The organism is Mycobacterium sp. BK086 (assembly GCA_004362315.1).
GTDB lineage: Bacteria > Actinomycetota > Actinomycetes > Mycobacteriales > Mycobacteriaceae > Mycobacterium.
The window spans coordinates 1,151,929-1,176,807 of sequence record SNWL01000004.1 but is presented as its reverse complement, the minus strand read 5'-3'; the positions used below and the strand labels follow the sequence as shown (position 1 = coordinate 1,176,807).

General features: G+C 65.0%; 24 protein-coding genes and 1 pseudogene. 15 read left to right on the top strand and 10 right to left on the bottom strand.

Annotated features, from left to right (window positions below; all coding sequences use genetic code 11):
• Positions 1–132: 132 nt before the first annotated feature.
• The 3 genes from EV580_RS16385 to EV580_RS16375 form a co-directional block, all read right to left on the bottom strand.
• Positions 133–1,242 carry a PP2C family serine/threonine-protein phosphatase gene (locus tag EV580_RS16385; protein ID WP_133692187.1) on the bottom strand — a complete coding sequence of 370 codons (1,110 nt, stop codon included), beginning with the start codon at positions 1,240–1,242 and terminating at the stop codon, positions 133–135.
• Positions 1,239–1,940, bottom strand: a complete 702-nt coding sequence (locus EV580_RS16380; RefSeq protein ID WP_233716990.1) for a vWA domain-containing protein — start codon at positions 1,938–1,940, stop codon at positions 1,239–1,241. The genes EV580_RS16385 and EV580_RS16380 overlap by 4 nt, the downstream gene beginning before the upstream one ends.
• 197 nt (positions 1,941–2,137) lie before the next feature.
• Complete coding sequence (locus EV580_RS16375; protein ID WP_133692186.1) at positions 2,138–2,893, bottom strand: hypothetical protein; 756 nt, start codon at positions 2,891–2,893, stop codon at positions 2,138–2,140.
• Between the two features lie 170 nt (positions 2,894–3,063).
• On the opposite strand from EV580_RS16375, the gene EV580_RS34280 reads away from it, so the two are divergent.
• The 3 genes from EV580_RS34280 (at position 3,064) to EV580_RS16360 (ending at position 6,616) form a co-directional block, all read left to right on the top strand.
• Positions 3,064–4,782, top strand: a complete 1,719-nt coding sequence (locus EV580_RS34280) for a hypothetical protein (protein ID WP_286171579.1) — start codon at positions 3,064–3,066, stop codon at positions 4,780–4,782.
• A gap of 34 nt (positions 4,783–4,816) precedes the next feature.
• On the top strand, positions 4,817–5,638 hold the full coding sequence (locus EV580_RS33770) for a peptidoglycan recognition protein family protein (RefSeq protein ID WP_166654721.1): 822 nt from the start codon (positions 4,817–4,819) through the stop codon (positions 5,636–5,638).
• 525 nt (positions 5,639–6,163) lie between these two features.
• Complete coding sequence (locus EV580_RS16360) at positions 6,164–6,616, top strand: hypothetical protein (protein WP_133692185.1); 453 nt, start codon at positions 6,164–6,166, stop codon at positions 6,614–6,616.
• On the opposite strand, the gene EV580_RS16355 is transcribed toward EV580_RS16360, so the two are convergent.
• Positions 6,613–9,006 (bottom strand): outer membrane protein assembly factor BamB family protein, encoded by a 2,394-nt coding sequence (locus tag EV580_RS16355; protein WP_133692184.1) that lies wholly within the window; start codon positions 9,004–9,006, stop codon positions 6,613–6,615. The two genes, EV580_RS16360 and EV580_RS16355, sit on opposite strands and share 4 nt — an antisense overlap.
• 663 nt (positions 9,007–9,669) lie before the next feature.
• Between EV580_RS16355 and EV580_RS34275 the strand changes: the two are divergent.
• Together EV580_RS34275 and EV580_RS34270 are read left to right on the top strand one after the other, a co-directional pair.
• Positions 9,670–10,425, top strand: a pseudogene (locus tag EV580_RS34275) (serine/threonine-protein kinase); the annotation flags it as partial.
• A 213-nt stretch (positions 10,426–10,638) separates the two neighbouring features.
• The gene (locus EV580_RS34270; protein ID WP_502703935.1) at positions 10,639–11,787 is read left to right on the top strand and encodes a glycoside hydrolase family 3 N-terminal domain-containing protein; all 1,149 of its coding nucleotides are present in this window, start codon (positions 10,639–10,641) and stop codon (positions 11,785–11,787) included.
• A 10-nt stretch (positions 11,788–11,797) separates the two neighbouring features.
• On the opposite strand, the gene EV580_RS34070 is transcribed toward EV580_RS34270, so the two are convergent.
• Positions 11,798–13,870 carry a hypothetical protein gene (locus EV580_RS34070; protein ID WP_208114617.1) on the bottom strand — a complete coding sequence of 691 codons (2,073 nt, stop codon included), beginning with the start codon at positions 13,868–13,870 and terminating at the stop codon, positions 11,798–11,800.
• A gap of 315 nt (positions 13,871–14,185) precedes the next feature.
• Here EV580_RS34070 and EV580_RS16340 point away from each other — a divergent pair, with 315 nt between their 5' ends.
• The 5 genes from EV580_RS16340 to EV580_RS16325 all read left to right on the top strand — a co-directional run bounded on the left by EV580_RS16340 (position 14,186) and on the right by EV580_RS16325 (position 18,362).
• Positions 14,186–14,428 carry a hypothetical protein gene (locus EV580_RS16340; RefSeq protein ID WP_133692182.1) on the top strand — a complete coding sequence of 81 codons (243 nt, stop codon included), beginning with the start codon at positions 14,186–14,188 and terminating at the stop codon, positions 14,426–14,428.
• Between the two features lie 248 nt (positions 14,429–14,676).
• Positions 14,677–14,931 carry a hypothetical protein gene (locus tag EV580_RS16335; protein WP_133692181.1) on the top strand — a complete coding sequence of 85 codons (255 nt, stop codon included), beginning with the start codon at positions 14,677–14,679 and terminating at the stop codon, positions 14,929–14,931.
• Between the two features lie 211 nt (positions 14,932–15,142).
• Positions 15,143–15,274: a hypothetical protein gene (locus EV580_RS34265; RefSeq protein WP_286171578.1), complete on the top strand. Its 132-nt coding sequence runs from the start codon at positions 15,143–15,145 to the stop codon at positions 15,272–15,274.
• A 177-nt stretch (positions 15,275–15,451) separates the two neighbouring features.
• On the top strand, positions 15,452–17,242 hold the full coding sequence (locus EV580_RS16330) for a YfaP family protein (protein ID WP_133692180.1): 1,791 nt from the start codon (positions 15,452–15,454) through the stop codon (positions 17,240–17,242).
• Positions 17,243–17,447: 205 nt separating this feature from the next.
• A complete protein-coding gene (locus EV580_RS16325) occupies positions 17,448–18,362 on the top strand; it encodes a hypothetical protein (protein ID WP_133692179.1) in 915 nt (304 codons plus the stop codon).
• Here EV580_RS16325 and EV580_RS16320 read toward each other — a convergent pair.
• From EV580_RS16320 to EV580_RS16310, 3 genes are read right to left on the bottom strand one after another with little or no spacing between them, the layout of a single operon-like run.
• On the bottom strand, positions 18,332–19,132 hold the full coding sequence (locus tag EV580_RS16320; RefSeq protein ID WP_133692178.1) for an acyl-CoA thioesterase: 801 nt from the start codon (positions 19,130–19,132) through the stop codon (positions 18,332–18,334). The genes EV580_RS16325 and EV580_RS16320 overlap by 31 nt on opposite strands.
• The gene (locus EV580_RS16315; RefSeq protein WP_133692177.1) at positions 19,129–20,337 is read right to left on the bottom strand and encodes a CoA transferase; all 1,209 of its coding nucleotides are present in this window, start codon (positions 20,335–20,337) and stop codon (positions 19,129–19,131) included. Before EV580_RS16315 ends, EV580_RS16320 begins: the two co-directional genes overlap by 4 nt.
• A gap of 25 nt (positions 20,338–20,362) precedes the next feature.
• Positions 20,363–20,668 carry a hypothetical protein gene (locus EV580_RS16310; protein WP_133692176.1) on the bottom strand — a complete coding sequence of 102 codons (306 nt, stop codon included), beginning with the start codon at positions 20,666–20,668 and terminating at the stop codon, positions 20,363–20,365.
• 57 nt (positions 20,669–20,725) lie between these two features.
• On the opposite strand from EV580_RS16310, the gene EV580_RS33765 reads away from it, so the two are divergent.
• From EV580_RS33765 to EV580_RS16290, 5 genes are read left to right on the top strand one after another with little or no spacing between them, the layout of a single operon-like run.
• Positions 20,726–20,902: a hypothetical protein gene (locus EV580_RS33765; protein ID WP_166654720.1), complete on the top strand. Its 177-nt coding sequence runs from the start codon at positions 20,726–20,728 to the stop codon at positions 20,900–20,902.
• 10 nt (positions 20,903–20,912) lie between these two features.
• The gene (locus EV580_RS16305; RefSeq protein WP_133692175.1) at positions 20,913–21,413 is read left to right on the top strand and encodes a metallophosphoesterase family protein; all 501 of its coding nucleotides are present in this window, start codon (positions 20,913–20,915) and stop codon (positions 21,411–21,413) included.
• 26 nt (positions 21,414–21,439) lie between these two features.
• Entirely contained in the window at positions 21,440–21,892 is a 453-nt protein-coding gene (locus EV580_RS16300) for a MarR family winged helix-turn-helix transcriptional regulator (protein ID WP_133692174.1), read from the top strand.
• Positions 21,889–22,698 (top strand): ATP-binding cassette domain-containing protein, encoded by an 810-nt coding sequence (locus tag EV580_RS16295; protein WP_133692173.1) that lies wholly within the window; start codon positions 21,889–21,891, stop codon positions 22,696–22,698. The genes EV580_RS16300 and EV580_RS16295 overlap by 4 nt, the downstream gene beginning before the upstream one ends.
• Positions 22,688–23,512, top strand: coding sequence for an ABC transporter permease (locus EV580_RS16290; RefSeq protein WP_133692172.1), 825 nt, complete (start codon positions 22,688–22,690; stop codon positions 23,510–23,512). Before EV580_RS16295 ends, EV580_RS16290 begins: the two co-directional genes overlap by 11 nt.
• Here EV580_RS16290 and EV580_RS16285 read toward each other — a convergent pair.
• Complete coding sequence (locus EV580_RS16285) at positions 23,509–23,949, bottom strand: nitroreductase family deazaflavin-dependent oxidoreductase (protein ID WP_133692171.1); 441 nt, start codon at positions 23,947–23,949, stop codon at positions 23,509–23,511. The two genes, EV580_RS16290 and EV580_RS16285, sit on opposite strands and share 4 nt — an antisense overlap.
• Positions 23,946–24,794, bottom strand: coding sequence for an NmrA family NAD(P)-binding protein (locus EV580_RS16280; RefSeq protein WP_133692170.1), 849 nt, complete (start codon positions 24,792–24,794; stop codon positions 23,946–23,948). The genes EV580_RS16285 and EV580_RS16280 overlap by 4 nt, the downstream gene beginning before the upstream one ends.
• Positions 24,795–24,879 lie beyond the last annotated feature (85 nt).

The window sequence follows — 24,879 nt, the reverse complement described above, 5'->3', positions numbered from 1 at the left end:
TACACCACCCCCTCCCCCGCACGCGCCAACACCGCACCCAACACCACCGAAACCCCACCATCAACCCACAACGAACCCACCTACACACCCCCAACGCTAAAAGCGTTGTCGCACAAAGTCGTAGCGATACCTTTAGTCATGACGCCGGCGAGCAGACCATCGTCGGCGCGGCTCCTTGCGGAGGCCCGCACCGACGGGCTCTGTGTTCGCATCACCAAAGTCGGTGTCGGCCGGCGGCAAGGCGGTATCGCCGCCCCGTCGTTCTGCGTCGACGAACGAACCATGATCGACGATGCTGTGAGATTCAGTCGCGATTGGAGAGCCCGGCGTCGGCGGCTCGGGCTGACTCACTACAGCGCTGGCGCCGTTACGTGCCTGGCCTACAGAAGCATTCGACGGCGGCGCCGAACTCACGATCGTCGTCTGCAGCGGTCTGGTTGATGGATAGAACTTATCCTCGGCCCACCGCAGCGCCGCAAGGACCATTGTCTTGTCGTCCCCGGTCTGGTCATCTTCGATGCCACGAAGGAGCGCTGCAAAATCGGCGGCGCTCGCCCCGGTGCGGACGTGTTCCCACGAGCCCGCGAAGAACGGTTCGTAGGGCTTGCCGGTGACGATGTTGGTGATCTTGTAGCTCATGCCGTCGGTGCTCAGCGCGAATGCCGTCAGGTCGGTGTGTGCCGAGGTACGGAATGATTCCTCGAACGCGCCGTCTGTCTGGACAAACCATGTCGCGTTCGCGTATTCGCTCTTCTCTTCGATCAGGTGAGTCTCGATGCCGCGTTGGCTCTCGGAAGCAATGACGCCGTCACCGATTTGTCCGAAGACCGTCAACGTAGGTGTCGAGACCGCGGCGCAGAGCGTCGTCGCCAGTTGGCTCAGTGGAACACCGATGGCGGCAGCCTGTCTCACCACCCCACCAAGGGCACCCTCGAACAGCCACCGCATTATCTCGTCGGCATCGTCAGGGCCGGCGGATCGGAAACTATTCATAAAGCTCTGCGTCATCGTCTGATGAAGAACGCTCTGGCAGGCGGCATAAGAACCCCACGCCGATGTGCCAGTGACGGATCCGGCGCCGTCCGCTACGACGGCAATGACGAAGTCATCGGTGGTTCCGTAGCCGAACGCGTCATCGCATCCGAGTCCCCGTCGCAGGTGTTCTGATCCCGTGGCGGAGGCACCGCACGCGGCCCATTGCCAGTAACCGGGCTCACTGCGGTCGTAGGGAGAATCGGTCACACGCTCGACCAGCCGGTCAGCGGTGGCAGCTTGATCTGCTCGCCCATTCCCGCCAATGCTTCATCACTACGAGCGAATTCGGTCGAGTTCGACACATTGCTCAGCGACGCGGACAGCCACTCGAAGAGTTCCTCGTACCGCAGACCATCCAGCGGCGCCGGCCCGCGTTGGACCGACACCCGGCTCAACTGCTGCCAGTCGACATGGGGTCCGGCGCCGACAGCGAAAACTGTTACACCACGGGCCATCTCAGTGGCGTTCAGTCGTGCGACAGCCTCGTCGAAACCCTCGTGATTCGCTTGCCCGTCGGTGAGCAGCAGAATCCACGGCCGGTAGTACTGCAGGCCCGCAGCCTTGTAGGCGTACTTGCGCTCTTCGATGATGTCGAGCGCGAGATGAATTCCGGCGGCCATGTTGGTTCGCCCGGATGCGGTGAAGCGCGTCGGCTGTAGGCCACGCGCCTCCTGCATGGGAACCAGCACAGTCGCAGCACTGCCGAACGTGACCACTGCCACCTCAACACGCTTGCTCGCAAGCGGATCGTTGTTGAGGTAGTGGGTGAAGGAGGCATAGCCCGCCTCCAACGCGGCGATCGGGGCCCCTTGCATGGAACCCGACACGTCGGCGAGCACCACGCAGGCGACCCGCGGGTCCGGATTCTCGTCGTTAAGTTCGACCGCCCAGCCACCCTGAGTCAACCGAATCCCTCCCCACAAGGATCTTGAGCAGCACACCATCGCGTCGTTGCGGGTCCACGCTGCCCTGTGATTGGCAAATCTGGATTGTTACACGACCACCCACCGAGGAACTGTCCTCCGTTCGGCGGACAAGTCACCCAACGCGTGTCGTGCGAGCTGTTGCTTCGCACTGTCAATCCTCCGAGACCAAGACCCGGCTAGTAGGTGCGAGTTCCATAGGGACCCGGCGCCCTGCCGGCCTCACACCATCGACGGGTCGACTTCGAGAACGCAAGCACGATTGTGAGCAGTGGGATCCCAATGGTTACCAAGAGGTGGATAACGATGGACGGACCTTGTCGGCTGAACGCCTCGGCCAGCACGTCACCTGTCGAAATATTGAGCCCCTGCTCGCCGAAGATGGATCCGGAGCCGAAGAGGCTTTCCACCCATCCCATAACTGAGATCCACATGAGCACAACATCCGCGATCGCGATCAAGCACCCCATCGTGATGAGTCCGCGACCGCCTAGTCCACGGTTGAACAGCCGGATGGCCCCGACGACAAGTGCCAGAGTGCCGATCGCTGATATGACGCCAGCGGCCGTGGCGTAATTGCGCATGTCGCGGACAGCGGCGTAACTGCTGCCGGCGTCGCCCAGCATGGCGACGGTGGCAAAGTACGCGTACGTCGCGAATGCTCGATAGGCGCCGATCACCAGTGCCAACACGCCCGCTGCGATTGCCGTGCCTCCGCTGACTCGCGCCGCTGCAGGCAGGAACTGTGTCACCGGTGCCCCATAAGCCACGTCGGGCGTCGACGCTGCCGTGGTGCCGTACTGCGTCGGCGGGGGCGGAACCGGGTTCGGAAAAGTAGCGGGATTGACCGGGCTGGGCGACGGTGGCGAAGCGCTCGCCGAGCCACCATAGGTATAGCCCGCACCGAACTTGCTTGGGGGCAACTGATCCGTCACCCGTCGGGTCTAACACGGCAGGTGACTGCGCGCTCCCCCCACCGCGGGATTTAGTACGAACGGCCGACAACGGCCGACAACGGTGCCGGGCGGCCGTTGTATCACGTTCACACCTGTGAATTGCATGCCACAATCTCGGCATTCAACTCACTATTGCCGAAGGACGGTTGATGACGGACGAAATGTGGCTTGTCGGCGGCGGTTTGGTCGCCGACAGTTCTGACGCCGTTCAGGTGAGATTGGGCGCGGTGATTGCTCGAGCCGGTGAAGGCACGGTGTCAGAGGTGGTGGGCCATCCGGAATGGGTGGCGAAGATTTTCCATGACAATCTCAAAGATCGGGCGCTCAAGTGCGCCAAGGTGGCCGCGATGGTGCATTCGCCTCCTGCAGGAGCGGTGCAGTCGGACGGGTTCGTCGTCCTGACCTGGCCGCTCCATGTGGTGGCGAATGCCGCCGGCCCGGCGGGCTACGTCATGCGTCGCATCGATACCACCGACGCGGTGGAGATCCATACCGTGAGCAACCCGTCGAATCGGGCCAATCCGCTCGCCACCGCACCGCAATGGACTCCACACATGACCTGGCTTCACCTCGTCAACGTCGCGGCCAATCTCTGCCTCGCCGTCGAGGTGGTGCACCGAGTCGACGCCGTCATCGGCGACTTCCAGGAACGCAACATCCTGGTCAACAACACCACCCAGGTGACGCTGGTCGACTGCGACTCGATGCAGTTCACCGACGCTGCCGGCCGACAATTCATGTGTGGCGTCGGCAGGCCGGAGTTCACCGCGCCGGAGCTGGCCGGCCTGAACCTCGCGGTAGCCGGACGGGAAAAGCCCTCGGATCTCTTCGCTTTGGCGGTGCACATCCATCTGTTGTTGATGGCCGGTAATCACCCCTTTCTTCGGGGGACCTGGGCCGGGCCCGGTGACCAACCCGATGCACTCACGTTGGCAAAGTCGGGCTGGTGGGCAGGCGGTCCGGGTTCACCCCTGCACACTCATCCACTCGCGCCGGCACCGGGCTTCCTCCCCGACAACATTCAACGGCTGTTCCAGCGCGCCTTCACCGGCGGAGCCCGCAACCCCGAGGAGCGCCCCACAGCTCACGAGTGGCGCAACGCGCTGCAGGGGCTGCAGATCCGCACATGTGTGCGCGGACACCAACTCCCGGTAGAGACGGAACATTGCCCGTGGTGCCACATCGAGCACGAACGCACCGCCCGTCGAACCGCTCGTCCCGAGCCCGTCAGGGCCCAGCAGCCCCAAACTGTCTATGTACCAGCGACTCCCACCCTCGCCCCGGCCAGCAAGCGGGTTCCCACCACGACGACGGGCCAGAAGCAGGACAGTACCGCCAAATACCTGACCATCGCCGGGATCGCTCTCGCGACACTGATAGCCATCGTGGTGATCGTGATCAATCTCCAGAAGTCCCCGACACAGACCCCTGCCTTCACACCTTCGACCACGACCGCCAGGACCTTCCAGGCGACCAGCACTTCAGTCACAACACGAACCTCGGCCACCACATCACGAAACAGCTCGACAGTCTCGCCCAACGCACTGAACGTCAGTGTGCCGATGAGCCATCCGCCGTGTGATGGCTCGGGAATCGTAGTGTTGGCCAACGCCGTAACGCCCGGGCGCTATGACGAGGAAGTCCAGCGATTCCTCAACTCTTTCTCCGGCTCGTCGTATCTTCGGACCGACGAATCGTGCCCCTCGCTTCGCAAGCGAGACGATGCGGGAAATCCGATCTATGCCGTGTATCGGCCCGCTGGGCGTAGTGACGCTGACATCTGTGCTGCCGTTCGCGCCGCCGGCGGCGATGCCTACGGCAAACGGCTTGACACGACCAGCGATCCGACAAAAAGGATCCAATGCTGATGATCAATCGATTCGACTCCGTATCGTGATCGCCATGAACGGGCCCACATCCGAACCGGCCGCCGACGCTTCTGAGCTGATTGACCGTCGTCGCTTGCTCTGGCTTGCCGGTGCGGCCGGGCTCGCAGCCACCCTGGGCGGCTGTTCGACGAAAGCCGCGCCGGGACCTAGTTCCGCGCCGAGCATTTCGGTCGCGGCGAGCCCCGGGAGTGGTGCTCCGACCAGTTCACTTCTTGCCCCACCACCTTCCGCACCGATCAGCGAATCCGGTCAGATGCTGTGCCGCGAGGCCTGGGGCGCCCGTCCGCCGCGCCCGGGTGGCGTCACTCACACCCTGACCCGCATGACGATCCACCACACCGGCGTGGTGCTCGGCGACAACAGCAACGCACCGGGCCGACTGCGCCAGCACCAGAGGTACCACCAGGACTCCAAGGGCTGGATCGACATCGCCTATCACGTCAGCGTCGACCGTGACGGCAATGTGTACGAGCTGCGAAAGCCCGAGCTGGTCGGCGATACGGCGACGAGCTACGACCCCACCGGACACTTCCTCGTGGTGTGCGAAGGTAACTTCGACATAGAAGACATCACCGAGGCGCAGCTGCACGGCGCCGCGCTCGCTTTCGCCTGGGCGGCCCAGCAATTCGGCATCCCGACCGCGACCTTAGGCGGCCACCGCGACGCCAGCCCGGACACCGAGTGCCCCGGCGCCAGCCTCTATGCGCATGTCGCCTCCGGCGACCTCAAGCGACGCATCGACGACCTGGCGACAGCAGGTACCGTCGAGCTCCGAAAGATCTGCGGTCCCGAAGCGGAGGCAATCGTCGCGGACATCGAGGCCGGCCGCGGCTAGCTGGATACAGACGCCCGGACTCCGCGCCGGATCGCTGCTTCGGACGCATGCATCGATGTGGCCGCTGAGCTCGTTGATCACGAAGGATCGCTGACGTCGCCGCGGCACTGCATCCCGTCGGTGAAAAGACATTGAGATACGAACTCAATCACGCCAACGCCAACGGCATCGCGGCAAGCTGCCGCAGGACAACCCCGGGTCGGATTCGAAGTATTCACTGCGCTTGGGTATCCGGTCAGATGCACAGCAACCACGGCACTTTCAGCGGCGTAGCCAGTATGACCCCCGCATCTCCCAATGGGCGCGGTGCTGCAACTACGACCTCAAACCATTCATCAGGAAGGCCCTCGCCGGGGACACCATCGCCGAAGTTAATCGTGGACGCTACACCGCTTATCAGGTCGAAGACTACCCGGACCGCCTGTGTCGTCCGATCGGATGAATTTCGTCTACGTCCGGATGAGAACCCAATCCGCAGCGGTGATTTCGGACATCTTCGTGGCGCCGTCCCGTACCGTCCAAGCCATGGTTTTGCCCTTCGCTCGCGCGGTTCTCGTGCTGCTCACGGTACTCGCGGCAGCAGGTTGTCACTCGACGCCGAACAACATCTCGGCGGGAAGCGCCACGGCCCCCGACGCCGGGACCTCGGGCGGTGCATCAGCGCCAGATCCGACATCGGCTGCGAGTGGTGGCGGATCACTTTTCGGAACCTGGGAATCCTCGGACAACACCGGCACCAAGCGGTTCAATTCCGACGGCAGATGCGACGGGTTCTTCTACAACGGCGGCAAGCCGCTCGATATCGGCGGGCCGATGGAGTGCGCCATCTCCAGCAAGCCGGACTCCGCAGGACGCTACAAACTCGTCGTCACCCAGGGGCCGAACAAGGCGACATACTCCGTCCAGTTCAGCGGTGACGACGCAGCAACCGTTTACGCGAAGGATGGCACTCGGCTGTATGACCTGACGCGCTTCTAGCGCCGGTATTTGGTGGTACCGGCGGAATCCCGACTGTTGCTGATCACCTTGGCGAAGCACTCGTCGACAGGGATGGCCCGATCGTCGCACCATCGGTTGGCCACATCCGCATCGGGAAACGTCAACCCGGCAACGGTGACCCACCAGCCGCGCAGGTCGAAGGTCCGCCATTCATCGCTCCACACCATCCTGACCTCCGGATATTGCAGGCGTAGTCGGACGTGCTGGCGCAGGATCTCGCACGGCGTCCAGGTGAGAACCTGTCCGTTAACGTCGGGGGCTACAAGTCCCGGATGCTTGGCGGATAGCTGCGCCACCCAGCGGTCCGCCAGATCTGCCTGGACGAACGGACGATCAGCGTCGGTCTGCACCCGCAGCGCGGCCAGAGCGTCGTCGTCATTGCAAGGTGCCCCGTCTGGTGTAGTTCCGGTCGTCGCCCGGCCGGTCTGGTTGGTGGTCGCCGGGTCAACGCTTGCCGGCCCGGTGCTCGTCCCCTCGTCAGCACAGTCGACCAGCTCACGCCCGGACGCATCCGCTGTGGTCGTCACCGCCTTGCCAGAGGCACTGCCGCTGCTGTTGCCCAGCGTGTTTGGCAGACGCCAGATCGTGCCCGGACCGAAGGTCAGGTCAAGAGTGGTGGGATTCTCACCGTCGAGCACCAACGGATTATTGCTGAAGTCGAAATACCCGGAGGCGATCAGACTCTCACCGTCACGGATCGTGACGCGAAACCTGTTGCTGCTGAGGATATCCCCGCCCGGACAGGTGGCCTTGAACTCCATCTTCACGACCATCGCGCCATTCTCCGCCCGGAACTGCACCGGTTTCAGTTCCGGTGTCTTGCCACATTTGGTGACAGGGCCGCCGGCCGCCCCCTTGTCTGGTGTCTTCTCGGTGGCCGCCCGCCGGCCCGGAACCGACGATGGGCCGCCGGTTGGTCCGTAGAAGGTCATGCTGTCGCTGTCGGTAATCGTGAAGCCTTTGCCTGCCGGGGAAACCGCGCCGCGGTCATAATGCAGCCGCCAATCCACCTCCCCTGTGCTGAGGTTCACCGCAGACAGCTCGTCGTCGTCGCTGCTGACCATCACGCGTTCACCGTCGGATACGACGGGGGTACCTGACACCTGCGACGTCCAGAGGCGATGGCCGTCGGACAGATCCACGCCTACCAGGTTCCAGAAATGAGCAGCGTCAGGTAGCGGTTCTTGTCCGACCGCCGTATTACCCACGATGTGGGTGATCTTCACTGAGGCTTGCCCTGGGCCGGGCTGCTCGGTCCACAGCGGTTGGCCGCTGCCTAGGTCATATGCGGTGTCTCCGACGATCGCCGGCACCTTCCCGGGATCTGAAACGAGCCAAGGCTTCGCTACCCACTCGTCGGAGCTGACCGGTCGGACCTGCCCGTCGGCGCTGACGATCTCGACACTCGCGCGCATCTTGGCATCGCACACCCGGCCCGCAAATCCCTTGCCACCGAACAGTTCCACGCCCTGGAGCTCGTGGTCAGTCAGCTGCTCACCGGTCCGGGAGTCGGCGACGACCACACCGCCGTCGCTGCCGTAGAAGACGACGTTGTCATTGACGCCGAAGTAGTGCGAATCCCCACTGCCCGCACACGTGGAGGTGGTGCCGTAGGTCCGTGTCCACGACGCGGTCAGATCCTGGGCATTTCCCTTCGCCATTTCGTCGTAGCCCACGGTGTAGACGTCCGCGCCATGCACCATGACAGTGCTTGCCTTGGCTGGCGCCGTCAACTGTCGGACAACCTTGCCGGAGCGCACGTCGATGAATGACACCTGTGGGTCCTTGGCGCCCGTCGGTGCTCCGAATGCCGCCTCTTTACCGAGGCAGGGAATCGTGCCTTCGATGGTCTTGTCGGCGCACACCGGTTTGAAACCGACGTCGGAGTTCTGCCAGAGCACTTCGCCCGACCCGGCGTCTATTCCCACGAGCGTGGCGCCAATATCCGAGTTCGGCTTCACGGCCGAGGTGAGCAGGACGTCTCCGAGATCGATGACGCCCGGCGTCATGTAGGTGTATGCGATGCCGTCCGGCAGTACGAACTGTGCTCCGCTGAAAACCTGATCCGCCGGCAGCCGCCAGCCCACGGCCGGTTTGGATGGAAAGGTACCGCGCAACTGACCTTCAACGGGGCCGGCCATGTCGCTGCCGGACTCCCGCTTGAACACGTAGAACCCGACGGCCGCGGCCACCACCAGTACCGGTATCAGGATGAGCGCAGCGGTGCGCGCGGACCACGAACGACTCCCTGGCAGAGGCGGCTGGTAGTTGGGTGTGGCACCGTACCGCAGAGGCTCGGACGGCGGTTCGTTGTTGTGCCACCCCGCCGGCGGTTCGTTGTCGTGCCACCCCGGCGGCGGATTAGTCATGCCGATGACCCATTTCCTCGACAGCAAAAGATGCAGACGGGGACACACTATGGGTCGCGAGCCGCATCACAGCACGGGTATGTGTCACCCGTTCGGATGAATCTTCGGGGATTAGGATCCCGAACTGACCTCCCCGGGGCGGCCGCTGCCCCGTCCGATCCGCACGGCCGGCGCACCGCTGTCGGTCACCATCATTTTCGACACCATCGCCGGATCTTGCTCCCGCTGACCGCGGTGAATCCCGTCGGCACCGCGATCGGTTTCGTACTGTCCAAGGCGCGACGGCTCTGGTGTTGCTGACCTATCTGTGGCCATACCGCTGGGAGACCGATCCGCCGACACTCCCCGCAGGACAGGATGCGCAGCCGGGGCGGAACATGAGCGTGCGGCTGGGACAGATCGCGGCCACCGCCCACCAGAATGCGCTTGCATGTGCGGCGTTCGAACAGTCCGCGAAGGCACGCCGCCATCTCACACTCTCACTGACCGACCACCAGATCCGGCATGAGCTCGGTGAGGCGCTGGCGGGGCCATGTGCCGCGCCGTGTACGAAATGTCGTGATTCGACGACGTGTCCTCCGAACGGATGATCATCGCCGTCGCGCGGATGACACTATTGCCACAGGGGCACGCCCGGACCCGCGCGTGAGCTAACATCCGCGCATGCCGTTGGCGCCGGGTGATGTGTATTCCGGCTTGGTGATCGATCGCCTCCTCGGGGCCGGCCCGGTGGGCACCGTCTATCTCGCCGCCACAGAAGCCGGAATCCCCGTCGCACTGAAGATCTTGCGGGCGGAAGCGTCCTCGGACGCCGGTCTCGTCCAACGCCTCCGCCGCTCAGCCGCGGTTGTTTCCGCGCTGAATGATCCCGACGTCGCCCGCGTGGTCGACATCGGCAACCGCAACGAACGGGTTTGGGTCGCAACTGAGTACATCAGCGGATTGGACGCCGGCCGGCTGCTGCGCCGACGCTTTCCCACCGGGATTCCGGAAAGCGCCGCTCTGACGATTGCCAGCCGCGTCGCACGCATCCTCGACCATGCGCATATGCGAGAACTCGTCCACGGAGCGGTCAGACCCACGAATATCCTGCTCCGCGACCCCTTCTCGAAGAACTTCCAGATCGTGGTGACCGACTTCGGCCACTACCGCGACGACGCCGGTCAGCACGCCCGCTACGTCGCCCACCGCTATGTGGCCCCCGAGGTACTCAACGGGGCAGGCGCCAGCGAATACAGCGACCAATTTTCCTTGGCAGCAACGATTTTCGAGATCCTTACCGGAGAGCCACCGTTCACTGACACCACTCGTATCGTGACCGGCGACGGCTACCTGCAGTTCCGTGCCGACCGGCTCACCGGAAAGGTCAGCGACGCCGAGCACATACGTAGCGTCTTTACCCGAGCCTTCTCCTTCGATCCGCGTGACCGCTTCGCCTCCTGCGATGGCTTTGTCCGGGCGCTGACCCCGAGGCAGACCACGACCGCTACCCCGGCCCCCCACCCGATCTCCAGTCCTCGCCGACCGCAGCCTCCGCAGACGTTCGACTCGCAGGCTCCCCGTGCTGCTGCGCCGGCAGATGACGCAGAACCGCGCACCGGGCGGTCGGTGATCTGGCCCGCCGCCGCGGCGATTGTGGTGGCGGTGGTCCTGACGGTGGCGGCCGTTGTGCTCGGCAAGCCCAAGCCCGAACCTGCACCGTCGCAAGCCGCCGGAGTTCCCGACACGGCGGCAACGATCACCGCGGCCGCGGTACCACCGCCGTGTACGAAACTTCAAGCGGCCGTGTCGGAGCTGACCCTGCGTCAGAAGCTGGCTCAGCTACTGATGGTCGGTGTCAACAGCATCGACGATGCCCGGGCGGTCGTCGCGGACTACGGTGTCGGCGGGGTCTTCGTCGCCAGCTGGACCCAACTGGGAATGCTGACCGACGGCAGCCTGCGCGAGCTGCAGGCCGACCAGCGTCCGCTTCCGCTCGCAGTCAGTGTCGATGAGGAGGGCGGCCGGGTCCAACGCCTCAAGTCGCTTCTGGGCGAGCAGGATTCAGCACGGAACCTCGCTGCCGCACACACTCCGCTGCAACAGGTCCACGACATCGCGTTCCAGCGCGGGACACAGATGCGTGCCTGGGGAATCACCGTCGACTTCGCTCCGGTCGTCGATATCACCGACGACGACGCCAACACCGTCATCGGGGACCGGTCCTTCGGCGACGATCCCTCGACCGTGATCGCCTATGCCGGCGCGTACGCCAGCGGCCTGCGCGACGCCGGTCTGCTCCCCGTGCTGAAACACTTCCCCGGCCATGGCCGTGCGTCCGGAGATTCACACAAAGGCGGGGTCACCACACCCCCGCTGAGTTCATTGATGGACCGAGACCTGATCCCCTACCGGGAACTAAGTACCGCGCAACCGGTCGCAGTGATGGTCGGTCACATGCAGGTTCCCGATCTGACGGGCACTGATCCGGCCAGCCTGTCACCCGCCGCCTACGCGCTACTGCGCAGCGGGCGCTACGGTGGCCCACCGTTCACCGGTCTCGTCTACACCGACGACCTGTCCAGCATGGGTGCGATCACTCAGCGCTACACCGTGCCGGAGGCGGTACTCAAGGCGTTGAGCGCCGGCGCGGACGTCGCACTGTGGGTCTCGACCGACCAGGTGCCCGAAGTTCTCGATCGGCTCGAGGCCGCGGTCAACAACCGCGAACTGGACGTCGCTCGCGTCGACGCCGCGTTGAAGAACGTTGCGATAAGCAAGGATCCGCAGTTGTCCTGTTGACACGGAGAACTCATTTGCGAATCACCGTCGTCCCCTCAGGCCCCCGGCTGTCACTAACGGTCTTCGCAAAGCAGTTCCACGAGTCGATGCCGTGGGCGTCACACCACCCGTTGGCTGCCGCCGCATCGCCGAAGGGCGTTCCGACCACCGTGACCCACCAGTTGTCTCCGTTGAAGGTGGTCCAGCGCCCGGAGAACACCAGGCGGACGTTCTCATAGCGCTGCCGTAATTCCAGATGATTGCGCAGGATGTCGGTGTTGGCGTATGTAATACCGTCGGTGACCAAACCGACTCTCTTGGAACTGATCTGAGGTACCCAGCGGTCAGCGAGATTGCCCTTGACGAACGAGTAGTCGGCATCGACGAGCTCTTGCAACGCCGCCGCGGCCGTGCTCTCGGGATTACCATTGGCTGGCAGCGCCGGCGAGGACGCGACGATTGGGTCGGAGCGGCCTGATGCCCCATTCCTGTTGTGGGTGAAGCCGGAGACCTCGACGCGCAGTGACGCGTTGCCAATGGTTTCCGGCACGCGCCAGTACATGCCTGCGGGAAACACGAACTGCTGGTTCTGATTCCCTCCGGACGTCAGCGTGATCGGGTGAGCATCGAGGTTGAACACGCCCGACGCAACGTCACGAGAGCCGGCGGTGACGGTCACCACTACCGACGAGCCGGTAAGAGTGTCGGTGGACGAGCAGGACGAATCCAGCGTCGTATTCACCGAGAGCCCATCGGGGGTCATCGTGGCAGATCCGGTCTCCAGCAGCGTCGTGGCCGTACAAGCTTGTGTCACCGCCGACGTGGTGGTGCCGGCGCCACCTGCGGGAGTGGTTCCGGCAGCGCGTTTTTCCGGGTCGTGGCCGCGACCGAGTACGGCGAATCCGATTGCCATCACCGCGATCACGGTGACGACCACGAGGGTGACGACTAGTGGGGTGCGACTGCGCGCAGCTTGCGGACTGGCCACGGCTCTGGGTGTCGGCGGTGTCGGCGTGGTTGTGCTGCCGTAAGCGGGGTAGCTGACCGTCGGCGCCGCAGCTCTCGCACGCTGATCCCGCCGGGCCGCTCGCTCGTCATCGATCGCACACCACGGACAGCTCTCGAGCTCGGTCGGAATTTGATGCCCCCGCGGACAGGTGGTGACGACCACTGCTTGCAGGGCCTGTCGCCATTCCGCCGCTGAGGGTCGAACGACAGGGTTGTGGGCCCCCTCGGTGAAGGCCCGGATGAACAACTGCTGGATGGCAAACGGAAGCGAATCCAGCGGCGGCGCCAACGGATACGTTCGCAGCGCAGAGCCCGGACCGCCTGCCCACTGGCCCGACCGGGCCAGCGCCAGCGCGTCGGGTTGATCGCCCGGACCGGTCCAGTGCCCCCGCAGGAACGGGTGATTGCCGGCCATCAGCAACAGGTGGATGTGGACCGCGAGGGCGAAGAGATCCGACGGCTTGTCCCGCGCGGTGGTGGACAGATTCACCCCGGCCAATTCCGGCGCCGTGAATTCGGGACGACCCACCCCACAGAGGTACTGGTGTCCGCTCTGATCCGTGAACTGGATGGAGTCACAGTCGACAAGGGTCACTCGGGTGGTGTCATTGACCAGGATGTTGCGCTCCTGGAAGTCGCCGATGACCGCGTCGACTTGATGTACCGCCTCCACCGCCACACAGAGATTCGCGGCCACGGTGATGAGGTGATGCCAGCTGGCATGCGGTGTCCACTGAGGCGCTGACGGCAGAGGCTTCATGCGGTCAGCCGGGTTGCTCAGGGTGTGGATTTCCACCGCATTGCTGGTGTCTACCCGCGACATGACGTAACCCACCGTGCCGTCGTCGCCGCTGACGAGGTGCCGAGGCCACGTCAGGACCACGAAGCCATCCGCTTGCACTGCCCCGGGCGGTGGCGAGGCGATCATCGCGGCGACTTTGGCACGCTTGGCAGCAAGGTCTTTCAGGTCGGCGTGGAACACCTTGACGACCCATTCGGGGCGTCCGATGACCTCGTAGATGACCCCCTCACCCGCCCGCGCGAGGACCGCGCCCGGCGTGAGGACCGAACCGTCCTCGAGTCGCAGCAGTGCCATCGCATCCCTACCGTCCAGCCGCACCGCGACGGTCCGGGCTGTTGCGTCCTTCCTCACCGACACGGGAGGCCCGTGCGCCCGGAAGCGTGGCACCCCGCCAGTGGATCTTGCCGCTGAAGCCGGGGCACAACAGCTCGACGGTGCAAGTCCGCCGCAATCTACGAGAGAATTCATCCGTTCGACCGACAGACTCCGCACACCGGACTGTTAGCGTTCTGGCGTCACAACTAGCCGATCCGGCACCGTGGAGGTCGCGATGCGCGTTGGACGACATACGCGGATCGGCGCTGCGGGGCCCGCGATCACCGAGGCCGGGTGACCCGGGTAGCCCCCGAGTTGCGCAGGGACGATGGGAAGATCGTCGTCTTGGGTTCGGTGCTGGCTCGGGCGGGCGAGGGCACCATCTACGCCGTGGAACGATCGAATCGATCTGGTGGTGAAAAAGTCTTTCACCCGGATCTGAAGGAGCTGGCAGCCAAACGAGCCAAAGTCGCCGCGATGCTCGCCTCGCCACCAGCCGGAGCGATCCAGTCCGACGGGTTCGTCGTTCTGACGTAGCCCCTGCATCTGGTGACCGGCGACGATGACCTGGTCGGCTACATCTTGCCGCGTATCGACACCGCCACTGCCGTCGAGATCCATTCGATAAGCAACCCTTCGGCGCCTATCAGTCCGCTGCCATCGGCCCCCGGTGGACACGGCACGTCACCTGGCGCCACCTGGTCAATGACACCACGCAGATGACGCTTGTCGACTGTGACTCGATGCAGTTCACGGATGCTGTAGGAGAGCCATTCTCGTGCGGTGTGGGCCGTCCAGAATTCACCGCACCGGAGTTGGCCGGTGCGAACCTGTCGGTGACGCCCCGGGAGAAACCGTCCGACTTATTCGCCCTGGCCGTTCACATTCACCTGCTCTCGATGGCCGGTAACCATCCGGTCCTGCGCGGTGAGTGGACAGGCGGCGGCGATCAGCCCGACGCGATGACACTGGCCAGATCCGGCCACTGGGCGGGCGCCCCTGCTCGGCCCTACGTACCCATCCCCGTCCATCACCGGTGACGTTCCTGCCCAACGCGATTCAACAGTTACTTCGGCGAGCCTTCACTGACGGTGCTCGGGATCCACACGCACGACCTTCCGCCGCCGAATGTCCGCTCCACATATCCTGACCCCAGTCGCAGTCATTCGACAGCGTCTACCAAAACGCCGAAGTCGGTGAGTGCGTCAACCGTCAGATCGGTTCGCCAAGAGCGGCGGTTCGTATGAAGTGATGACCTCTATGGACCTGACCGATTGCGCCGCTCCGGACGCGACGGAGAAAGTCACCGACCGCACCAACGACGTCACACAATGCCCCGGCACGTGGGTGCGCAGTGACGGCTCGGTGTGGTGCTGTGTCTGACATCGAAGACCGTCGGACGTACAGCTGACGACTTTATTCGTCCGTTCGGTTGACACCGGCAACAGCGTCTTACCGATATGGTTCTGCGCAATTGGCATTCAGTAATGCGTTGGCCGAAGCGCTGTTTCATTTGTTGCTGTCGCTGCTCGGCCGAATGCGTGGAGCAAAGGAGTGGCTGTGTCAGCTGTCGTCCGCAAGAACCCCGCACCTGCGCAGTGCCGCAATCGCAAGTGCCACAAGAAGATGCCCGTGACACATTGGTTACGCATCGGTGCCGTGGGTTTCGGGCTTGGGGCGGCGCTCGCTGTCGGACAAGGGACGGCCCAGGCGGCCCCGAATGATTCGTCCTCACATGCCGCGGCGCACGGCGGCACGTCGGGTCACAGCCCCCGCGCTGCCCGGATCACTCGGCAGAATGCCGATGTTGCACCGACTTTCAACCGGACCAATGTGCCGTCCATGGTCGCCAAAGATGCGCCCGGTGCGCACTCTTCGACGGATCGCATTCCCTCGATTCCCCGGCCGGCAGTCCCGCTCGCCGACGTCGTAGGGGGTGCCGTTCGTGAGTTCGAGTCTTCACTCGAGGCCCGCCGCCACCCGACGGCGGCCCACACGGTGATGGCCAGCGCGAGCCCTCTCGATGTTCTTGGTGGATTCGTCAATGGTGTCGTCAACGGTGCGGCCCACGCCGTCCAGACCATCAGTAACTATGTCGCGCAGGGCACCAGGATTGTCATTAACGGCGCCATCAACGGAGTCACGATCGTGGGCAAGATCGTTCAGGGATTGCCACAGCAGGTGCCCGGGGTCTCGTTTCTCACGTCACAAATGGCATCCTTGGCCGCTTCGCTGGCGGACCGGTTGCCGTCCAGTCCGACATCACGGTTGTACTCGACGTTGCGGTCGTTGACGGCGGACGGTGCCGACGCGGACGGCTTCGTGATAAAGACCGTCCACGACGCGAGCGGGCAAGCGCGGCTTGTGGTTTACATCGGTGGCACCGTTCCCTTGAGCTCGACAAACCAGCCGCTCGTCGAGAACGCAGTTGGGTGGGACGGAACAACCAAGTCGTGGCAGCTGTTCGCCGTCCAGGATGCCCTCGGTGGGAACACCAGCGAGCCGGTGATGCTGGTGGGTTACAGCCAGGGCGGTATGGACGCACAGAACCTCGCTTACACCCTGTCCACCGAGGGCTACTCCATCGCCGCCGTCGTTGCGTTCGCATCGCCCTACGTGCGGACGCCAGGCGAGTCATATCAGAGCATCTTCCTCCAGGATCGACTCGATCCCATCGCTGGGCTCTCCCGGGAGGGCGTATCGATCCCCAGTAATGACATCTTCAGCGCGTCGTCCTCAACGGATCTCGACCCAGGCGTCTTCAATCTCAACGTCCACACGAAAACGGTCACCTACGTAGAAATCGGAAAGCGATTCGACGCGGCGGCCGGCTACACAGACGTGAAGCGAACCATTCGTCAATTCGACGATGTCGGATCATCTGACGGCACGACTCAGCAGGTTCGAATCGTGCTGCGGTGGGGCAGTTCTCCCAACGACCTCGACTCACATCTCACCGGTCCGGGTTCAACGGCCGAGGCCGGCAACAGATTTCACGTCTACTACGGCAACCGAACCGCCTACATCGACGCCCAGATCGCGGCTCAACTGGCAAACGACGACACCTCCGGGTACGGACCGGAAACCACCACGATCAGTGATCTCACGCCGGGCGATTATTACTTCTACGTCTACAACTACTCAGGCGACAGCGCATCAGGATTGGCGCAATCGGGTGCGACCGTGGGCATTTACACCGATTCGGCCAGCTACTTCTTCTCTGCCGACGGCACAAGCACCGGCTACTACTGGTCCGTCTTCGAGCTGACGATCTCACCGAACCACACCGTTGAGGTCAGGGCGATCGACTCCTACGGCGACAGCCCGATCGATGGCGTGATCGCCAGCTGATGCTCGCCGTCACCGACCCGGTGATTGGTAGGTCTTGATCGCCGTGCCTGCCATGTCAGTGACGGGTGTCGCCTCGACCGCACACTCGCAGTTAACTTTCATACGATTGGGCGACACCGCCACATCCGCTGATTCGTTACGGTCAGCTGAAGCGCTCGCCTCTCTCGCGCTCACCAATCAGACAATTTGGCAAAGGATGGGGAACATGGCAATCGAAATCGGTGCGGTGCGCGCAAGCGCCGCGATCAGCGGCATACGCCCCTGGCGCGGGGTATCCATGCGCGCGGCCTTGATCGCCGGCGTCGCAGCGCTCGGGATTGCCGGTGCGCTTCCCGACGGCGCGACTCTGGCCCGTTCGGAGTTCCCGGCAATCGCGAGCAGCGCCGCGCCGGCGCGAGTATCCCAGGACGTCGAACTGATGGCCTACATCCCGGGGTGGACCGAAGCCATGGTTGCGATTGACACGATCGCCTACAACGCCGAGCCACTCGTCACCAGCGTGGTGAATTCCACGCTCGTTGTCGGCATGTCGATACCGGTCGTCAATGTGGTCGCTCGCCAGGCGTACATCGTCTACAACTATGTGATCTGGCCCGTGGTCTGGCTGCCGCTGACCTGTGGCACGCTCTTTCTCGGCACTCTAGACGTCGGATACTTGAACCACCTGGTTGCGGTGACTGTAGACCTTTTCGCGGGCTTCGTTCAGGCCGAGGCCAATTTCTTCCTTTACGGCGGGTGGAACCCACTGGCCGTCGCGGCAACCGCAGCGAAGGCGAAAGCCGCTGCGCACGATGGAACGGGGGATGCCGGAAAGGCCTCTGACTCGGACCAGCCCAGGGCAGCGGGCACGGGTGTGGGTAAGTCGGGACGCACGGTGGCGCCGATCGGAGCCACCAAGAACCCCACAGAATCGGCTACGGCCGCCGGCGCCGAGGCTCCGACGGACAGCACGCCACAGGCTGGCAGCCCGACACTGGTGAAAAGCACTGTCAGCGCCCAAATTCCCTCGACAAAAGGTAACGGCCGCAGTGCCGCATCGTCCACCGGCTCAACCTCCACAGGAGCGCAGAAGTCGGCAGGCACAGGCCATCACGCTCGGAAGACCGCCAAGCCTTCCTGAACCAACGTCGCTGTGAGCACCTTCTGCGCGTCGTAAAGGTTCAAGGTGACCAGCCCGCGGCCACATGCGGCGGCCGGGGAGCGGGATTCCAGCAGGTTCCACTCGCCTGCGTTGATCGGCCGATGGAACCAGATCGACGAGTCGGTGGTGGCGGTGCGGTGGCTGCGGTCGGTCATCGTGTGACCGTGCACCTGGAGCACCGGATCGATGCCGTAGATGTCGGTGACGTAGACCGCCGCGCACTGCTGCAGCCACGCTGGCCCTTCCAGTGGCACCCTCACCCGCCACCACAGCCGGCGAACGAATTCCCCTGTGCTGCGGTCGTCCTCGTAGCGGATGTCGATCTCGTCGAGGGGCAGCGACGGCGCCGGACCGATCGGACCGGTGGCCGGCATCTGCTCGGGATCGGTTGGGGCCGTTGCCTCTACAGCGTGTTCGGGCCCGTCGGCCGCCACCGAGAACGAGACGGTCGCGACGGTCAGCAGCCGGCCCTCCTGGTGGGCCTGCACCCGCCGCGATGCCGCGGTGCGGCCGTCGTAGACCCGTTCGACGTCGTAGTGCACCGGTGCGCCCGCGTCGCCACCGCGAAGGAACTGCACGTGCAGACTGGTCGGTGTGGCGCCGTTGTCGACGGTGTGGCAGGCCGCGGCCATCGCCTGCGCGGCGAGATGGCCGCCGTAGGCCCGCTTCTCGGCCGGTCCGCTCTCGGCGCCGACGAAGACGCCTGCGGGGTCACGGGTGACGTCCAGCAGCCGGGCCAGCACGCTCATGCGGTTCCCGTTGCGACAGTGCCCGATTCGACCAATGCGGCGATCTCGTCGGCACTCAGCCCGAGCTCGGCCAACACAGCGCTGGTGTCGTCACCGAGCGCGGGTGCGGGCTGGGCCGCGACGTGCGCGCCGTCGACTGACATGGGCAGTCCCGGTGCCAGATAGCTACCGATCCTGGGTTGGGTCAGCATCGTGAACAACGGGTTGGCCGTCACCCGCGGATCCTGCGCCACTTGGGCGAAGTCCAGGTAGCGGTCCCACAGCACGGAACTGGCCGACAGCGCGGCGGTCACCTCGTCGGCGGTGTGCCTGGCGAACCACGGAGCGAACAAGCCACTCAACACGGCACGATGTTCGTAGCGCTGGCCTTCGTTGTTGAAGTCGGCACCGAGCGCTTCGGCAACGGCGGCAACGGCTTTCGTGGTCCCAGTGAGTTCGGCGAGATCGCGGAAGTGCCGGTTGGTCAGCGCAACGAGCATGAAGGTGGCACCGTCGCTGCTGGTGTAGTCCTGGCCGTACTGGCCGTAAATGGCGTTGCCCAGGCGCGGGCGCTGGGTCCCGTTGACCATCGGCTCGGTGATGAAGCCGAGGTTGGCGGCGGTGGCCAGTGCAACATCGTCCAGCGGCAGCCGGATTCGGCTGCCCTCTCCGGTGGCATCGCGGCGGCGCAGCGCGACCAGGATCGCCAGCGCCGCGTACAGACCACAGGTGACATCCCAGGCCGGCAGCACATGATTCACGGGGCCGCCCTGCGCGGGTGATCCGGTGACCAACGGAAAACCGGTGGCCGCGTTGACCGTGTAGTCGACACCGGTGGAACCGTCGCCGCGGCCGACGACCTCCAGGTGGATCAGGTCTGGGCGCTGCGCGGTCAGCTCGTCGTAGGAATGCCATTGGCGCCCGGCGACATTCGTGATCAGAATCCCGCTGTCGGCGATCAGCCGGGCCACCAGCTGCTGCCCCTCCTCGGAGCGCATATCCGCGGCCACCGACCGCTTGCTCTTGTTGAGGCCGGCCCAGTAGATGCTGTCACCGGCCTCGGTCAGCGGCCAGCGCTTGTAGTCGGCAGCCCCGCCGACCGGGTCCACCCGGATGACCTCGGCGCCCAGCTGCGCCAGCGTCATCCCGGCCAGCGGCACGGCCACAAAGCTGGAGATCTCGACGATGCGGACACCCGTTAACGAGAGTTCATCTGAAGCGGTCACCCGACGAGTATGGCGGGTGCCCTGATCACCACACCCCGACGGGCACGCCCAGGCAGAACAGGAACAGCCCCAGCAGCACCCAGCCGGCCGCCTGCCAGATGGGCCAGACGCCCCCGACACGCCACACCCGGTAGGTCTGGATGAACGCGCCGACCCCGCCGACGAACAGCGTCCCCGGCACGAGAATGCCCGCGACCAGCGAGTGCCAGATCACGGTCACGGCGAAGGCCACCGCGGCTACCACGACGAAGGAGACCACGTAGATCACCGCCGCGCGGAAGGCCGCCGGATCGTGCCAGCGCTTCTCGACGTCGTTGGTGTTCATGCTCATGCCACGTCCCAGCCTACGGATCGCGTGAGCACCCAACGAACGGGGTAGTCGGGCCTGATGACGAACCCTGATGACAAGAGCGAAGAGGACGTGCAGGACGACCCGAAGGTCGCCTCGTCACGTGCCGGTAAGGACGGCGACGACGGCTCCTACGTCGGCGAGACCGGACCCGACGACGCGATCGACACCGGAGAAACCGGCGCCGAGGCGCGCAGCGAGCGCGGAGGTCAGTGAGAATCGGTTGATGCGTCTGCTGCTGATAGCTGACACTCACGTCCCGAAGCGTGCTCGCGACCTGCCCGAACCGGTATGGCGGGAAGTCGAGCGTTCCGATGTCGTCATCCATGCCGGCGACTGGGTGGACGAGGGCCTGCTCGACACACTCTCGGCACGGGCCAACCGCCTGGTCGCGTGCTGGGGCAACAACGACGGGCCCGAACTTCGGGCCCGGTTACCCGAGCGCGCCGACGTGACCCTGGACGGCCTGCTCTTCACCGTCGTCCACGAGACCGGCGCCGCCTCGGGCCGGGAGGCGCGGATGGCGCAGCAGTACCCGGGTACCGACGTGCTGGTGTTCGGTCACAGCCACATCCCGTGGGACACCACCGCGCGCACCGGACTCCGGCTGCTGAACCCCGGTTCGCCGACAGACCGGCGCCGCCAGCCGTTCTGCACCTACATGACCGCGGTGACCCGGCCCGGTGTGCTGGCTGACGTGCGACAACACCAAATCGAGAAGACTTAGCTCTGAAACAGAGCTAATCTGGCTCGGTGGACATTCGCACCGATCTCGTCGCCGAGCTGTTCGGCACCGTCGGCCGATTCCGTCGCACGGTCCGCAGAGTCGCAGGCATCTCGTTCGTGACTGCCGGGTTGACCGAGTCGCAGGCCGAGCTGTTGCGACTGGTCGGGCGGCAGCCGGGTATCTCGGTCAGTGCAGCCGCCGCCGAACTCGGACTGGTCGCCAACACCGCCTCGACGCTCGTCTCCAAGCTGTCGGGCGACGGACTGCTGGTGCGCACGCCGGACCCCGCCGATCGCCGGGTGGGCCGCCTCGAACTCACCGCACCCGCCCAGAAGATCGCCGACGAATCCCGCGCCGCGCGCCGCGCCGCCTTGGCCGAGGCGCTCGACCAGCTCGACGACGATGACGCCGAGGCGCTGGCCGCGGGGATGCGAGTGCTACGCGACATCACCACCAAGCTGCGGGAGGACAAGCCGTGACCACACCCGCGATCGACTGCCAGAACCTGACCCACCGGTACGGCGATTTCACCGCAGTCGACGACCTGACGCTGCAGGTGCACACCGGCGAAACGCTTGGCCTGCTTGGGCCCAACGGTGCAGGCAAGACCACGGTGGTGCGGCTGCTGACCACCCTCGCGCCGATCCAGCACGGTCAGGTTCGCATCTTCGGTCTCGACGCCCGGCGCGACACCATGGACATCAGATACAACCTCGGCTATGTGCCCCAACAGCTTTCGATCGAACCAGCCCTGACAGGACGCCAGAATGTGGAATGGTTCGCCCGGCTCTACGATGTCCCGCGCTCGGTACGTAAGCAGCGGGTCAACGAGGCCCTGGAGGCGATGCAGCTGCTCGACGTCGCCGACCGGCTGGCCAACACCTATTCCGGCGGCATGGTGCGCCGCCTGGAGTTGGCCCAGGCACTGGTCAACCAACCGTCACTGCTGATCCTCGATGAGCCGACGGTGGGCCTGGATCCTATTGCCCGCGACAGTGTTTGGTCGCAGGTGGCCAGCATGCAGCACGAATTCGGGATGACGGTTCTGCTCACCACCCACTACATGGAAGAGGCCGACGTGCTGTGCGACCGGGTCGCGCTGATGCACCACGGCCGGTTACGCGCGGTCGGCACCCCGGCCGAGCTCAAGACCAAGGTCGGTCCCGAAGCGAGCCTGGAAGACGTCTTCCGTCACTACGCCGGTTCCGGGCTCGAGGAGGCCGCCGATCACAACGGGCTCGGCACCGTCCGGGCGGGCCGGAAGGCGGCGCGCAATGCCGGTTGAGTCCACCGCCGCACCCCGGCTGGTGCGGGCGCCCCGCGGCTGGCGACGGGTGCCCAGCCTGGCCAGCCGGATGGAGACGTTCGCGTGGGTCGAGTTGCAGAAGCTGCGCCACGACCGCACCGAGCTGTTCACCCGCATGGTGCAGCCGGCCTTGTGGCTGTTGATCTTTGGCACGACGTTCAACAGGTTGCACGTCATCGACACCGGATCGGTGCCCTATCTGGCGTTCCTGGCGCCCGGCATCATTGCCCAGTCGGCGCTGTTCATCTCGATCTTCTACGGCATCCAGATCGTGTGGGATCGCGACGCCGGCATCCTGGCCAAGCTCATGGTAACGCCCGCCCCGGCTCCGGCACTGGTAACGGGCAAGTCGTTCGCCGCCGGGGTGCGGTCGGTGGCTCAGGTCATCGGTGTGCTGGTGCTGGCCTACATCATGGGTATCGCCATGACCCACAACCCATTACGCATCCTGGCCGCGATGGGCGTGGTGATGCTCGGATCGGCGTTCTTCGCGTGCCTGTCGATGGCACTGGCCGGGATGGTGCGCAACCGGGACCGACTGATGGGTATCGGGCAGGCGATCACCATGCCGTTGTTCTTCGCCTCGAACGCGCTGTATCCGGTGTCGGTCATGCCGGAGTGGCTGCGCTGGCTGTCCCGGGTGAATCCACTGAGCTACGAGGTGGATTCACTGCGGCTGCTGCTCGTCGGCATTCCGTCGGCGCATCCCTGGCTGGACCTGGGCGTGTTGGTGCTGTCTGCGGTGCTCGGCATCGCCGCCGCATCGGCACTGCTGCGCCGGCTGGTGCGCTAGCCTGCGTCGAAGCGGAACACGGCGAGTCTGCCTGCCAGCGCTTCGAATTCGTCGGGAGTGCCCCGCTGCACCAAACCGGAGCGCTTGGCGAACGCCACGCCGACGGGCACCGAGCCGGGGAACGCGCGCAGCACCGGCTTGGCTTGCTCGGCCGTCAGTTCCACAATCGCGACGGGCCGAGAACGCCTGCCGCGGCTGAGTGTTCCGGCGCCGGCGGCCCGGGCATTGCTTGCCCAATCCGAGCCCGGATAGCCGGCCACGGTATAGAGCGCTCCCTCGTACTCGAACGGTGTCATCGGCGTGTGCCGCGGCTTACCCGACTTGCGGCCGGGAACCGTCAGCACATAGGCGGGTCCGGTGTGCAGGCCCAGCTTCTGCACGGCCATCATGAATCGGTTCATCGGCTTGAGCCAGCGGGGCGGGCGGGGATCGGTCATCGTGCACCTCCGGTTGTGAACAGGTGAGCGTTGTCGTTGGCCCACTGGGCGAACGACGTGGCGGGACGGTCGAGGATCTTGTCGACCTCATGGGTGACCAGCACGGGCGAGATCAAGGTCGCGGCCTGCATGGCGATATAGGCGTCGGCGAACTCCGCCGGAAAAACGTTGCCGATGAACCGTTCCCGCACCAGTTCGGCAGGCACCTGCTGGTAGCGCAGCGGACGACCGAGCGCCTCCCCGAGGATGGCGACCATCTCGGCGTTGGTGAGCGATTGCGGTCCGGTCAACGGAACTCGCTGCCCGATAAGGTCGTCGGTCAGCAAGGCGTGCGCCGCGACGGCCGCGATGTCCGCTTCCACGATCGGCGCGCTCGACGCCTGAGCGTACGGCCCGGCCACCACGTCACCGGCACCGATCTGGCCGCCCCACATCCCGGCGAAGTTCGTCGCGAACACCGACGGGCGCAGGCTCACCCACGGCAGGCCCGAGGCCGCAGTGAGTTGTTCGCACTCCCGGTTGCGGTCGCCGCGATACCGGGACGGCTGGCGACCGTCGTCATCGTCGGCGTTGATCGCCGACAACGCCACCAGCTTGCCGACACCGTGACGCGCCGCCGCCGACACCACATCGGCAAGTGCGTCACCTAGCGCCCGCGAGTTGAGGAACGCCGCCGAGGCACCCCCCAGCGCCTCGGCGGCGTCGGTCACTTCCTCCACACCGGGCGGCAGTCCAGACTCGCCCGGGCGCCGGGTCACTGCCCTGACGCGGACGCCCGCCTGCACCAGCCGCTCGACGAGCGGCCTGCCGACATTGCCGGTGGCACCGGTTACCACGATGGTCATCTCGCATCCTTTCGGTCGGTTACCAAGTAAGGACGGGGGAACTTCGTGGAAAGTGACGGGGCACGGCGGTAACTTTTCTGTATGC

What these genes read in the sequence shown, in the direction of transcription:
- EV580_RS16320 (WP_133692178.1), bottom strand. Translation starts at nt 19,132, where the DNA reads ATGAGCGTGCTGGCCCGGCTGCTGGACGTCACCCGTGACCCCGCAGGC.
- EV580_RS16310 (WP_133692176.1), bottom strand. Translation starts at nt 20,668, where the DNA reads ATGAGCATGAACACCAACGACGTCGAGAAGCGCTGGCACGATCCGGCG.
- EV580_RS34070 (WP_208114617.1), bottom strand. Translation starts at nt 13,870, where the DNA reads ATGGCACTGCTGCGACTCGAGGACGGTTCGGTCCTCACGCCGGGCGCG.
- EV580_RS16285 (WP_133692171.1), bottom strand. Translation starts at nt 23,949, where the DNA reads ATGACCGATCCCCGCCCGCCCCGCTGGCTCAAGCCGATGAACCGATTC.
- EV580_RS16360 (WP_133692185.1), top strand. Translation starts at nt 6,164, where the DNA reads ATGGTTTTGCCCTTCGCTCGCGCGGTTCTCGTGCTGCTCACGGTACTC.
- EV580_RS34265 (WP_286171578.1), top strand. Translation starts at nt 15,143, where the DNA reads ATGACCTCTATGGACCTGACCGATTGCGCCGCTCCGGACGCGACGGAG.
- EV580_RS16290 (WP_133692172.1), top strand. Translation starts at nt 22,688, where the DNA reads ATGCCGGTTGAGTCCACCGCCGCACCCCGGCTGGTGCGGGCGCCCCGC.
- EV580_RS16355 (WP_133692184.1), bottom strand. Translation starts at nt 9,006, where the DNA reads ATGACTAATCCGCCGCCGGGGTGGCACGACAACGAACCGCCGGCGGGG.
- EV580_RS16325 (WP_133692179.1), top strand. Translation starts at nt 17,448, where the DNA reads ATGGCAATCGAAATCGGTGCGGTGCGCGCAAGCGCCGCGATCAGCGGC.
- EV580_RS33765 (WP_166654720.1), top strand. Translation starts at nt 20,726, where the DNA reads ATGACGAACCCTGATGACAAGAGCGAAGAGGACGTGCAGGACGACCCG.
- EV580_RS34280 (WP_286171579.1), top strand. Translation starts at nt 3,064, where the DNA reads ATGACGGACGAAATGTGGCTTGTCGGCGGCGGTTTGGTCGCCGACAGT.
- EV580_RS16305 (WP_133692175.1), top strand. Translation starts at nt 20,913, where the DNA reads ATGCGTCTGCTGCTGATAGCTGACACTCACGTCCCGAAGCGTGCTCGC.
- EV580_RS33770 (WP_166654721.1), top strand. Translation starts at nt 4,817, where the DNA reads ATGAACGGGCCCACATCCGAACCGGCCGCCGACGCTTCTGAGCTGATT.
- EV580_RS16280 (WP_133692170.1), bottom strand. Translation starts at nt 24,794, where the DNA reads ATGACCATCGTGGTAACCGGTGCCACCGGCAATGTCGGCAGGCCGCTC.